Source organism: Falsiroseomonas sp. E2-1-a4, from assembly GCF_051433165.1.
GTDB lineage: Bacteria > Pseudomonadota > Alphaproteobacteria > Acetobacterales > Acetobacteraceae > Falsiroseomonas.
In genome coordinates this window covers 1-11,605 of record NZ_JBHMFS010000042.1, presented here as the reverse complement: position 1 = coordinate 11,605, position 11,605 = coordinate 1, and the positions used below count along the sequence as shown (strand labels likewise).

The following is an 11,605-nucleotide window of genomic DNA, read 5'->3' as shown; positions in this document are numbered from 1 at the left end:
GAGGCGGGTCTGCGGCACGCAACAGCCAATTTGACGATTGCTGCCTCCCACGGCGTCAGGCGGCGTCGTCGATCATCATGTGGTCCACGCTGCCGAATCATAGAAATTCCGCGCCGCTGCATCTTGCTTGGCTCGCGCGCGGCACAGCGCGAGTGGTCCGTCACACGCATGGGATGCCCTGCACCACGACGGAAATCACAATGACCGACCGCGAAGCCCGCGCCGCTCGCAACAAGGAACGCAGGCTGATGACCAAGGTTTCCGACACCCAGCGCCTGATCCTGAGCGCCGCCGCACAGCACGAGATGGGACTGGGCCCGCGCGCCGAAGACCCTGCCGGCCGCGGCGCGCAACGCGGTGTTCCGCAGCCTGATCAAGAACAACCTGCTCACCGAGACCAGCGCCCCGCGGGAGCATGTCGGCTTGGGCTGGCGCCAGGATGACGACGGCACCTGAATCGCGGCGCGCATCACCGACGACGGGCTGCGCGCCATCGGCATCGACCCGAATGAGGGGGACGCGGTGGCCGGCGAGCCCGACTGCTCGGGCATCGAGGGTAGCGTGCCGACACGGCGCGCACGGTGGCGCCCGCCACGAAGCCTGCCACACAGGAAGCCACGGTCGCCGAAGCCGCTCAGGCTCGGCCCCTCACGGAAAAGATCGCCATGCTCGACCAGACCCTGGCGGCACACGCCGCCACGCCGCAGACCAGCCTGCGCGATGCCGTCGGGGCGGTGCTCGCCGCGTGGGATCACGAAGCAAATCGCGCGGGCGACATGATCGAGGCTCTTGACGCGCCGATGGAAGCGCTCCGCACCCTTTTCACCGGCGAGCCCCCTGTACCTGTTTGGCTGCGGTTTATGATGCATCATGGCCGCGTCGGGCCGGCTGGTTGAGAGCAGCCTTTCGCCCCCTGTGCCATCGAGCACCTGGGGGGGACGTGCGCCTCAATCGGTCGCCCGCGTTGCAGGCCCAGTGGGGAGTTGCGCCTCGGCTGTCTGCAGCCCCGAGCGCCAGTACAGGGAACGGCAAGGCAACGCGGCGGCTCGGCGACATCGCAAGGAGGTGGCCATGGACAGTGAGCCGCTCGTCTTTGTCGGCATCGACTGGGCGAGCACTGAGCATCAAGTCTGCCTGACCAGCACCGACGACCCCGTGCAGCGCGCCTTTGCACACGATGCCGCCGGGATCGGTGCCATGGTCGACTGGCTGTGCGCACAGGCCAGGCAACCCGGCCAGATCGCGGTCGGCATCGAGACGCCGCACGGACCGGTGGTCGAGGCGCTGATGGACCGCGGCGTCGCCGTGTTCGCCATCAACCCCAAGCAACTCGACCGCTTCCGCGACCGCTTTTCGCCCGCGGGAGCGAAGGACGACCGGCGCGATGCCCTCGTCCTGGCCTCGTCGTTGCGCACCGACCGCCACTGCTTTCGACGCGTCGAGGCGATGGACCCGCTGGTCGTCGAGCTGCGCGAGTGGTCGTGCATGGCGGCCGAACTCAAGGACGAACGCATCCGCCTCGCCAACCGCGTGCGTCAGCAGCTTTGGCGGTATTACCCGCAAGTCCCTGATCTCGCAGACGACGTTGGCACCGCCTGGGTACTGACACTATGGTCCAAGGCGCCGACCCCGGCTGACGCCAGCCGCATGACGGAGAAGCGGGTCGCCCGCATCCTGGCTGCTCATCGCATCCGGCGTATCACCGCGGCCGACGCACTCGCAATCCTGCAACGGCCAGCGCTGACGGTCGCGCCCGGCACAGCTGAGGCCGCCCGCGCCCATATCGCCGCAACGGCCGAGCGCCTGCACCTGGTCAACCGACAGATCAAGAACGTCACCCACCGCCTCGATGCCCTGGTCGAGCAGTTGGCCGGCCCGGAGCCCGAGCCGGGGCAGCCAGCCGAGCAGCGTGACGCGACGATCCTGCGCTCCTTGCCGGGGGTGGGAAGGATCGTCCTCGCCACGCTGCTCGCGGAGGCCCACCAGGCCATCCAGGCCCGAGACTATCACGCCTTGCGCACGCTCACCGGGGTGGCGCCTGTCACCAAGCGCAGCGGCAAGTCCCGGCGGGTCGAAATGCGCCAAGCCTGTTCCAACAGGCTGCGAACCGCCGTCTACCATTGGGCACGGGTCGCCACGCAGCACGACGCCCGCAGCAAAAGCCGATACGCAGCCCTGCGCGCCCGAGGTCACTCGCATGGCCGCGCCCTACGAACCGTCGCCGACAGGTTGCTCAGCATCGCATGCGTCATGCTCGAAAAGCGCTCCTCCTATGACCCGCAGCACGAGCCTACTCATGCCCCAAAAACAGCTTGATCATTGGTGGGGAGTCCCCCGCGTCGCCCGTAAGCCGGGCGCGCGCCGGAAGCCTCGCGAGGGCACAAAGCAGGAGCAGGTCCTGGCCATGCTGCGCAGGCCAGAAGGCGCAACAATCACACAGATCGCCGAGGCCGCGGGCTGGGCGCCACACACGGGCCGCGGGTTCTTCACTGCCCTGAGGAAGCGGCAGGGGTTCGAGGTCCAGGTGCTGGAGCGCATCCGCCAGGTCGGCCCGAACAAGGAGTGCGCGCGCGGATCCTAATCGGTGCCTCATCTACCGGCCTGAGAATCAGACCGGACACATCGAGGACTCGCCGCCGAACGGTAACGGGACTTTTGCTGTGACGACCAACGCACGGAGGGAGGTCGCCGCCAAAGCAGAGCAGAGCCCCTCAACTTCGGAGGCCCGCATCGAGCCAATTGGGTCCGCCGCGGAGCGGGGCGATGGGCGCCCCACTCCGCCTAACTCCGTTGTCAGAACAGCCAGTCGCCGTCATCCGGTCCGCGGCCGTCGAAGGCGTTCCGCAGATGCGCGAGCGCCGACACGCCACGGACATCTTCAAGCCGCTCGATCTCGCCCGATGCGACGGGCAGGACAAGCTTGTAGCCGGCGGTGCCATCGACCTCACCCGGCGTGCCTCCCCCAACCGCGCCGACCGTCATGCCATGCAGCACAATCTCGTATTCGTCGAGGTCGGCGAAGTTGTTGATCACGTCGCCGCTGGCGTGTCCGCCATGGTCGGTATCGGACGCGTCAGGATGCAGATGGTAGGTCGACGAGAAGAAGATCGAGCCTCCAGGCGCTGTCGGGAAGCCATCCAGGCCGCTACCTTGGGGCGAGGTTAGGTTGAGCAGGATGCCCTTGTAGAAGGGCAACCCCTCCGCAAGCTCGATGAAGCCGTCGCCATCCACATCCGCAGATGGCGGAGGAGTGACCGCGTCTGTGCCATCCTCGCCGTGGATGTGCTGAATGTGGATCTGGTCAGGCTCCAGCCCGTTCGCCGCGATTACCACCGTCAGGGTATCGTCGAGCAAGTTATCTGGCGTGTCACTGTTATTCACAATCAACAGCGCTCCGCCGCTCACGCCCGACCCATTCAGCTCGTTGATCTGCACCGCGTAGAACTCGTCACCGGCCTGGAAGCTCTGCACCAGATCGCTGAACCCGACATTTCCCATCTTGCCGCCGCCATGCGCGGAACCGTCGCCCTTGGCGTCGTGCGTCTTTGTCTTCGCCATCTGAATACTCCGTGTGGGGCAAGCGGGCGCAACGAGCGCCCGACCGGCGACATGCCGATGGAGCGATACGGGCGGCAGTGCTTGCCGGATGCAGGTTCGCGATGACGAGTTCGTGACTGTTCCGTCCGGCGCCGGTCCGGGATGAGCCCATCAAACCGAAGACCGGCTGCGGCGGGAGGTTGCCGCCATGCCCGAAGTGACCGCCGATCCCGCCCGCTCGCCGATGGCGGCCGGTGCGGAGGGCACGCCCTTCGCCCGGTTCAAGGTCGCGCAGCTCGCGCTGAAGGTGGAGGGCAGCGCCTCTCGCTCGACGAGACCAAGCGCCGCCTGCTTGATGTCACGGAGGCCAATGCCGCGCTCGATGAGATCGGCAGCACGATGCGCGACGCGCTCCTGAACTGGCCCGCCCGCGTCTCGGGCCTGATCGTCGCCGAGATCAGTGTCGACCCGCATCTGCTGCAGACCATCCTGCAGAGGCACATCAAAGACCTGCTGACGGAGGCGGCCGATCGCTTCGATCCATCAGGCCTCGGAGGGGACCGGTCTCCGCAGCCGTGAGCATGTGCGCCGCCGCGTCGGCGCAATGCTCAGGCCCCCGCCGCAGCTCACCGTCTCGGAATGGGCCGAGCGCCATCGCATGCTCGGCAGCCGCGCCTCCGCCGAGCCCGGTCCCTGGCGCACCAGCCGGACGCCCTACCTCAAGGACGTGATGGATGCGCTGTCGGCGGTGCATCCCGCCCGGCGCGTGGTGTTCATGAAGGGGGCGCAGGTCGGCGCGACGGAGGGCGGCAACAACTGGCTCGGCTACATCATGCACCACGTGCCGGCACCGGCGCTGGCGGTGCAGCCGACCGTGGAACTGGCCAAGCGCTTCTCCCGCCAGCGCATCGACCCGCTGCTGGAGGAAACGCCGGCGCTGCGGGAGCGCGTGGCGCCGGCCCGCGCGCGCGACAGCGGCAACACCATGCTGTCGAAGGAGTTTCCCGGCGGCATTCTGGTGCTAACCCGCATAATTCATGAGGCCTGCTGGTACGCATGGACGGCGGATGATCGGCGTTGGCGCAGAGATGCGGTCGCGTGTGATGCTCGCCGGCGCTGCGGTCGGCTTCGCGCGCCTCAACCTTGCGCAGCGCCAGCAGGCCGCCATCGGATGAGAGGGATCCGCCGTTGAAGCGGGCGATGATGGGCTTGCCGGCGACTGGTGACAGGCCTGGCAGGGGCAGCGTAACGTCGATGGCGGCGGGCATGGTGTCCGGAAACGGCAGGGTTCTGGGTTCGCAGCCGAATCCTATGGCTGTTCAACGGGTTGCGCCATGCCCGCCAGCCCTCATGAATTTTCCAGGCTAGGCTTTCTCGTGTTCCCCGTTGCGCGCCACAATTGGGAACACGGGGAACAGCCGGTCAGCGGACAGCAAGAATACGCTATGTGGATGATCCCGGTCCGCCCAGCCGGACGAGCCAGGCAGCACGACACACATCGGTTCCCAATTTTGAAGGAGGCTATCAACGCCCGGTTGCTGTGCAGGCAACAGCGACACGCGGTGCCTGCCGCGCAGTCGAGCGTCCGGGCCCGCTGGGCCCGCTGGCGGTTGCGCGTGAAGAGGGACCTGCCGGGGCAGCGCGGTGGCGTGATCCCGCCACCTCCCTCGCGCAGTCTGGCAGTGACAAGGCCGCTGGCCTGCGGGTAGCTTGGCTGCAAGATTCAGCGTCGGACGCGCGCGTGAAGGGTGGGAGACCGTCGGCATGGCCAAATTCAACGTCAACGGAGCGGTGGTGGAACTGGACGTCGCCCCGGATACGCCCCTGCTCTGGGCGCTGCGGGACCACGCTGGTCTCACCGGCACGAAATATGGCTGCGGCATCGCGGCCTGCGGCGCCTGCACCGTCCACATCGACGGCCAGGCGATCCGCTCCTGCATCACGCCGGTCTCGGCGCTCGATGAAGCCCAGAAAATCGTGACGATCGAAGGGTTGTCGCCGGATGGCAACCACCCCGTCCAGGTGGCGTGGCGCGAGTTGGACGTGCCGCAGTGTGGCTTCTGCCAATCCGGCATGATCATGGCCGCCGCCGCGTTGCTGGCGCAGACGCCGCGCCCGACCGACGAGGACATCAACGTGGCCATGAGCAACATCTGCCGCTGCGGCACCTACAACCGGGTGCGCGCCGGCATCCACAAGGCCGCCGCTGGCGGCATCACCGGCTGAAGGAGGCGCGCATCATGGCTCCGCTCGACAACGTCGCGCCGTCCCGCCGCCTCCTGCTGAAGGGGGCAGCCGCAGGCGCTGTCCTGTTCGGCTTCCACCTGCCGTACAAGCAGGCGCTCGGCCAGGCCGCGCCCGCGGCACAGGTGCCGGAAATCAACGCCTGGGTGGTGATCCACCCGGATGACCGCGTGGTGCTGCGCATGGCGCGGTCCGAGATGGGCCAGGGCACGCGCACCGGCCTCGCGCAAATGATCGCCGAGGAACTGCACTGCGACTGGTCGAAGATCAGCACCGAATATGTCACGCCCGGCCAGAGCCTGCGGCGCAACCGCGCCTGGGGCGCCTTCCTCACCGCCGGCAGCCAGGGCATCCGCAACAGCCAGGATTACGTCCGCAAGGGCGGCGCCGCGGCGCGGATCATGCTCGTGGAGGCAGCGGCGGCCCGCTGGGGTGTTCCGGCGGCGGAATGCAGTGCCAAGGACAGCGTGATCACGCACGGCCCCACGGGCCGCACGCTGCGCTACGGCGAGGTTGCGGCCGATGCCGCGAAGCTGACGCCGCCGGCCGAGGTTCCATTGAAGGACCCGAGCGCCTGGATCGTCATCAACACCTCCAAGCCGCGCCTGGATACGGCGGCGAAGACGACCGGCAGCCTGATCTACGGCGCCGATCTGAAGATGCCGGGGATGCTGGTGGCCGTGCCGCGGCGCTGCCCGGTGTTCGGCGGCACGGTGCGCGCCATCGACCGCGCGAGTGCCTCCTCCATGCCCGGCGTCCGGCACGTGCTGCAGGTGGGTGATGGGGCGGTGGCGGTGGTGGCCGACACCTTCTGGCAGGCCAAGATGGCGCTCGATGCGCTGAAGGTGGAGTGGGAGGTCGGCGAGAACGGCCAGGTCTCCTCCGCCACCATCGATGCGAGGCTGTCCGAGGGGCTGGACGCGGCGGAAGCCTTTATCGGCAACCAGAATGGTGACGCGCGCGCCGCCATCGGCGCCGCGCCGCGCAAGCTGGAGGCGGTGTATTCCTATCCGTTCCAGAACCACGCGCCGATGGAGCCGATGAACGCCACGGTGGTGTGGACGGCGGAGCGGTGCGATGTCTGGTGCCCGACCCAGAACGGCGAGGCGGCGCTGGCCGCCACTGCCCAGGCGGCCGGCCTGCCGCAGCAGCAATGCGACATCCACCGCGTGGACCTCGGTGGCGGCTTCGGCCGGCGCACCACGCATGACTGGCTGATCGACGCGGTGCTGATCGCCAAGCAGATCCCGGGCGTACCCATCAAGACGATGTGGACGCGCGAGGAAGACATGGTGCAGGGGCGCTACCACCCCGTCACCAAGGCCAAGCTTACCGCGGGCATCGACGCCAACGGCGAGATCACCGGGCTGCACATGCGCATCTCCGGCCAGTCGATCCTGTCCTTCGTGTTCCCAAATGCTTTGCAGGCCGGGCGGGACCCTGTGGTGTTCCAGGGGCTGAACCCGACCGGCAATGACAGCCGCATCGGCTACAACTTCCCGAACCTGCTGATCGACCATGCGATGCGGAACACGCATGTGCCGCCGCATTTCTGGCGCGGGGTGAACCACAACCAGAACGCCGTCTACATCGAATGCTTCCTGGATGAGGTGGCGCACGCCACGGGGCAGGACCCGTTGGCGCTGCGCCGCAAGCTGATGGCGAACCACCCGAAGCACCTCGGCGTGCTGAACGCGGTGGCGGAGCGCATCGGCTGGGGCGGGCCGCTGCCGGAAGGCGTGCAGGGCCGCGGCATCGCGCAGCAGATGGGCTTCGGCAGCTATGTCGCCGCCGCAGCGGATGTCTCGGTGAACGACCAGGGCGTGCTGCGGATTCACCGCATCGTGGCCGCCACGGATTGTGGCTATGCCGTCAACCCGCGGCAGATCGAGATGCAGGTGGAAGGCTCCTTCGTCTATGGTCTCTCGGCGCTGCTCTATGGCGAATGCACTGTGAAGGACGGGGCGATCGAGCAGACCAACTTCGACACCTACAACATGCTGCGCATGGACGAGATGCCGCAGGTGGAGACCATCGTCATGCCCTCCGGCGGGTTCTGGGGCGGCGTGGGCGAGCCGACCATCATGGTGGCGGCGCCAGCGGTGCTGAACGCCATCTTCGCCGCCACCGGCAAGCGCATCCGCACCGTGCCGCTGAAGGACCAGGACCTGCGCCGCGCGTGACGGCGCGCCCCGATCCCTCCCCCACAGGCGGGGGAGGGGCTGGCTGGGCCTGCTGGCTGGGGCTCATGCTGTTGCTGCCCGGTGCCCCTGGCGTGGCGCAGGTGACGCCCTACAGCGTCACCGGCGATGCGATCGAGGCGCCGCTGGATGACCTTGCGGGCGATGCCGCGCGCGGTGCCGCGGTGACGCGGAACCGGGAGACGGCGAATTGCCTGATTTGCCATGCCATCCCCGACACGCGGGAGCAGTTCATGGGCGATATCGGCCCGCCACTCGCGGGGGTTGGATCACGGCTCACCGAGGGCCAGATCCGGCTGCGGCTGGTGGACCCGACGCGGCTGAACCCGGAAGCGGTGATGCCGCCCTATCACCGCATCGCCGGCCTGACGCGGGTCGATGAACGCTATCGTGGCCAGCCCGTGCTGACCGCCCAGGACATCGAGGATGTGGTCGCCTTCCTCGCCACGCTGAAGGACCGAGAGGAATGAGCCTGCACCGCCGCACCCTGCTTGCCCTGCCCCTCGCCGCCGCCACGGCGGGCGGGACGGCGGCGCAATCCGTCACCGGCGAGAGCTTCGCGGCCGCGGAACGCGCCATCCTGGCCGGCCGGACCCCGGTTGCGGAAGGCGTCACCATCGCCATGCCGCCGCTGTCGGAGAACGGCAACGCCGTGGATCTCTCGGTGAAGGTCGAGAGCCCGATGACGGCGGAAGACCATGTCTCGGCCATCCATATCCTGTCGGAGCTGAACCCCTTCCCGCGAGTCGCGCACTTCGCTCTCTCGCCCCGCGCGGGCCGGGCGGAGGTCACGACACGGATCAGGCTCGCCACGACGCAGAGCATTGTCGTGCTGGCGGAAACCAGCACCGGACAGGTGCATCGCGGCACGCGGGAGGTCATCGTCATCCTCGGCGCCTGCGTGGACGGGGGCTGAGCCGATGGCGGAAAGCATCCTCGCCCGCATCACCCTGCCGGAGAAGGCGCGGAAGGGCGAGGTCGTGACCGTGCGCGTCATCGTCCGCCATCCGATGGAACGCGCGGTGGACGCGCCCGGCCTGCGGCCGGTACCGCGGAAAATCCTGCACACGCTGCGCGTCACCTATGCCGGCGCCGAGGTGTTCCGCATGGAAATGTCGCCCGGCATCGCCGCCAACCCCTATGTCGAGTTCACCACCATCGCGGTGGAAAGCGGCGCCATGGTCTTCGAATGGCAGGAGGATGGCGGCACGGTCTATCGGCGCGAGGCGCGGCTGGAGGTGGAGTGAAGCGCGCCGCGGCGCTCGCGCTGCTCGCCGGGCTCGGCCTCGCTGCCCTCGCCGTAGCGGCGGAGGTGCGACCCCCGCAGGACTACCTCTCGCCCGCCTTGCGGGCGCAGCAGGACGACCCCTCGCGCCATCCCGGCTGGCTTTGGGTGGATGAGGGCGAGGCGCTGTGGCGGCGGGGTGATCCAAGCTGCCAGTCCTGCCACGGCGATATCGCCAGCATGGCGGGGGTAGCCGCGCGCTACCCGGCGGTGGCGCAGGATGGCGCGCTGCTGAACCTGGAAGGCCGTATCGAGCGCTGTCGCACGCGCCACCAGGGCCAGACCGAATTCGGCTATGAGAGCGAGGCGCTGCTGTCGCTCACCACCGCCGTCGCGCTGCGCTCGCGCGGCCTGCCCATGTCGGTGGCGGTGGACGGGCCGGCCGCGGCGTTCTTCGAGCAGGGCTGGAATCTCTATGAGACGCGGCAGGGCCAGCTCAACCTGGCCTGCGGGCAGTGCCATGACGACAATGCCGGGCGCAGGCTGCGCGGTGACGTGATCTCGAACGGGCTCGGCACCGGCTTTCCCGCCTATCGGCTGGAATGGAACGCGGTCGGCTCCCTGCACCGCCGGCTGCGCGCCTGCCAGCTGGGCGTCCGCGCCACGCAGTTCGACCTCGGCGCGCCGGAATACACGGCGCTGGAACTGTTCCTCGCCCACCGCGCCCGCGGCCTGCCGGTGGAGGCACCGGGCCTGCGGCGTTGAGACTCAGGAAAACATGTCCGCCGTGATGCTCTCATACCAGCCATCGGCGTAGAGCGCCTCCAGCCGGCGCTGTTCCGGCAGGTCGCCACGGGGCGAGGTGCCGCCGGAATCGGGGACCTCCTCCACCGCGCTTCCATCCGCATTCGGGCGGAAGATGTTGACCACGGAAATCCCGTAGCCCTCCCCCGCATGGGAGTAGCAGGTGTTGAAGTACACCGGCTCCGGCGGCGGCGCGCCACGCAGCGCGGCCAGGGCGCTGGCCACCGCCTGCTTCGCCGTGCTGTTGGCGAGGAAGCCGGATTTCGGCATCACCCCCGCCTGGTTGGCATCGCCGATCACATGGATGCCCGGCGCCGCCTTCGCCTCGAAGCTGCGGTAATCCACAGGCACCCAGCCGGTGCTATCGGCAAGGCCCGCCTCGATGGCGATGGCGGCGGCCGATTGCGGCGGAATCACATTGGCCACGTCGGCACGGTGCCGCGTGCCCAACTCCGTCTCCAGCACGCCGGTGCGCGGCTCCACGCGCATCACACGGCCATCCACATTGGCCGGCACCCATTCGACCATGCTGCCGTAGAGCGCGCGCCACGCGTCCTGGAACAGCGGCTGCTTGCTGAACCGTTCCTTCGCATCCAGCGCCAGGATCTTCGCCCGCGGCTTATGACGCTTGAGGTAGTGCGCGATCATGCTGATGCGCTCATAGGGCCCGGGCGGGCAGCGATAGGGGTTGGGCGGGATGGCCAGCGCCACCACGCCGCCATCCGGCATCGCCTGGATCTTGCGCCGCAGCAGGCGCAACTGCGCGCCATCACCGGCGATCCAGGCATGCGGCATCGCCTCCGCCGCCGCCTCGTCATAGCCCTCGATCGCATTCCAGCGCAGCGCGATGCCCGGCGAGAGAATCAGCCGGTCATAGGCCAGCGTCTCTCCCCCGCCGAGGCGAACGCGGCGCGCCACCGGGTCGATGCCCACTACGCGATCCTGCACCACCCGCACGCCACGCGCGGCGAGACCCTCATAGCCATGGGTGATGGCGGGCATCTCCCGCAGCCCGCCAAGAACCAAATTGCCATAGGGGCAGGTGATGAAGCGCGACTGCGGCTCCACCAGCGTGACGGCGACCTCGGGGGCGAGTGTGCGGGCGAAGCGCGCGGCGGAGGCGCCGCCGAAGCCGCCCCCCACCACCAGGAGGCGGGCCTGGCCCTGCGCCCGCCCCAAGGCTGGGGCGGCAAGCAATAGGGCGGGGAGGCGGAGCGCCGTCCGGCGCGGCATGGGGCGCATGGCTCAGCGTGCCCCGGCGAAATGCTCGGCCATGGTGGCGAGTTCCGCCTCGCCGTAGCCGCGCATGATGCGATCCATGATGGTGGCGGAGCGTTCACCGCTGCGGAAGGCGTGGAGCAGCGCGCGCAGTTCACCCGCATCCCGTCCGGCGATGGCCGGCACCGCGCCGGCGCCGCGGCCAGCCGGACCGTGACAGCCGAGGCAGCCCTGCGCCACGGCTGGTGCGGTGGTGCCGGCGGCGAAGGCGGCCGGGGCCGGGGCCGGGGCAAGCACCAGCAGCAGGATGGTGTGTGACAGGTGCCGTTGCATGACCGTTCTCCCTCCCATTGCGGGGGAGCCTAGGCCGGCCGTG

14 protein-coding genes and 2 pseudogenes are annotated in these 11,605 nt (G+C 68.9%); 11 read left to right on the top strand and 5 right to left on the bottom strand.

The genetic code is table 11. The annotated features are described in order from the left end of the window. The 4 genes from ACFHNC_RS24140 to ACFHNC_RS24125 form a co-directional block, all read left to right on the top strand. A partial coding sequence (locus ACFHNC_RS24140) for a hypothetical protein (RefSeq protein WP_437171793.1) occupies positions 1–443 on the top strand: 443 nt, incomplete at its 5' end. Between the two features lie 222 nt (positions 444–665). Beyond that, positions 666–896 carry a hypothetical protein gene (locus ACFHNC_RS24135; protein ID WP_437171792.1) on the top strand — a complete coding sequence of 77 codons (231 nt, stop codon included), beginning with the start codon at positions 666–668 and terminating at the stop codon, positions 894–896. Positions 897–1,071: 175 nt separating this feature from the next. Next, positions 1,072–2,316, top strand: coding sequence for an IS110 family transposase (locus tag ACFHNC_RS24130; RefSeq protein ID WP_437171791.1), 1,245 nt, complete (start codon positions 1,072–1,074; stop codon positions 2,314–2,316). Continuing rightward, positions 2,198–2,581: a DUF3489 domain-containing protein gene (locus ACFHNC_RS24125; protein ID WP_437171790.1), complete on the top strand. Its 384-nt coding sequence runs from the start codon at positions 2,198–2,200 to the stop codon at positions 2,579–2,581. Before ACFHNC_RS24130 ends, ACFHNC_RS24125 begins: the two co-directional genes overlap by 119 nt. Before the next feature lie 212 nt (positions 2,582–2,793). Here the strand turns inward: ACFHNC_RS24125 and ACFHNC_RS24120 are convergent, their stop codons facing one another. Continuing rightward, complete coding sequence (locus ACFHNC_RS24120; protein WP_437171789.1) at positions 2,794–3,558, bottom strand: hypothetical protein; 765 nt, start codon at positions 3,556–3,558, stop codon at positions 2,794–2,796. Between the two features lie 150 nt (positions 3,559–3,708). Continuing rightward, positions 3,709–4,011 (bottom strand): hypothetical protein, encoded by a 303-nt coding sequence (locus ACFHNC_RS24115; RefSeq protein ID WP_437171788.1) that lies wholly within the window; start codon positions 4,009–4,011, stop codon positions 3,709–3,711. 130 nt (positions 4,012–4,141) lie between these two features. Here ACFHNC_RS24115 and ACFHNC_RS24110 point away from each other — a divergent pair. Next, positions 4,142–4,552: pseudogene (locus tag ACFHNC_RS24110) on the top strand (phage terminase large subunit family protein); the annotation flags it as partial. A gap of 97 nt (positions 4,553–4,649) precedes the next feature. On the opposite strand, the pseudogene ACFHNC_RS24105 reads toward ACFHNC_RS24110, so the two are convergent. After that, positions 4,650–4,805: pseudogene (locus ACFHNC_RS24105) on the bottom strand (IS1380 family transposase); the annotation flags it as partial. Between the two features lie 496 nt (positions 4,806–5,301). On the opposite strand from ACFHNC_RS24105, the gene ACFHNC_RS24100 reads away from it, so the two are divergent. The 6 genes from ACFHNC_RS24100 to soxA all read left to right on the top strand — a co-directional run bounded on the left by ACFHNC_RS24100 (position 5,302) and on the right by soxA (position 9,972). Further along, positions 5,302–5,763 (top strand): (2Fe-2S)-binding protein, encoded by a 462-nt coding sequence (locus ACFHNC_RS24100; protein ID WP_437171787.1) that lies wholly within the window; start codon positions 5,302–5,304, stop codon positions 5,761–5,763. A gap of 14 nt (positions 5,764–5,777) precedes the next feature. Beyond that, complete coding sequence (locus ACFHNC_RS24095; RefSeq protein WP_437171786.1) at positions 5,778–7,964, top strand: molybdopterin cofactor-binding domain-containing protein; 2,187 nt, start codon at positions 5,778–5,780, stop codon at positions 7,962–7,964. Positions 7,965–8,029: 65 nt separating this feature from the next. Beyond that, positions 8,030–8,452, top strand: coding sequence for a sulfur oxidation c-type cytochrome SoxX (gene soxX, locus ACFHNC_RS24090; protein ID WP_437171785.1), 423 nt, complete (start codon positions 8,030–8,032; stop codon positions 8,450–8,452). Next, a complete protein-coding gene (locus tag ACFHNC_RS24085; RefSeq protein WP_437171784.1) occupies positions 8,449–8,898 on the top strand; it encodes a thiosulfate oxidation carrier protein SoxY in 450 nt (149 codons plus the stop codon). Before soxX ends, ACFHNC_RS24085 begins: the two co-directional genes overlap by 4 nt. A gap of 4 nt (positions 8,899–8,902) precedes the next feature. Continuing rightward, positions 8,903–9,229 (top strand): thiosulfate oxidation carrier complex protein SoxZ, encoded by a 327-nt coding sequence (locus tag ACFHNC_RS24080; protein WP_437171783.1) that lies wholly within the window; start codon positions 8,903–8,905, stop codon positions 9,227–9,229. Further along, positions 9,226–9,972: a sulfur oxidation c-type cytochrome SoxA gene (gene soxA, locus ACFHNC_RS24075; RefSeq protein WP_437171782.1), complete on the top strand. Its 747-nt coding sequence runs from the start codon at positions 9,226–9,228 to the stop codon at positions 9,970–9,972. Before ACFHNC_RS24080 ends, soxA begins: the two co-directional genes overlap by 4 nt. A gap of 3 nt (positions 9,973–9,975) precedes the next feature. Here the strand turns inward: soxA and ACFHNC_RS24070 are convergent, their stop codons facing one another. Both ACFHNC_RS24070 and ACFHNC_RS24065 read right to left on the bottom strand, forming a co-directional pair. Then, on the bottom strand, positions 9,976–11,244 hold the full coding sequence (locus ACFHNC_RS24070) for an FCSD flavin-binding domain-containing protein (RefSeq protein WP_437171781.1): 1,269 nt from the start codon (positions 11,242–11,244) through the stop codon (positions 9,976–9,978). 12 nt (positions 11,245–11,256) lie between these two features. Beyond that, positions 11,257–11,562, bottom strand: coding sequence for a c-type cytochrome (locus ACFHNC_RS24065; RefSeq protein ID WP_437171780.1), 306 nt, complete (start codon positions 11,560–11,562; stop codon positions 11,257–11,259). Positions 11,563–11,605 lie beyond the last annotated feature (43 nt).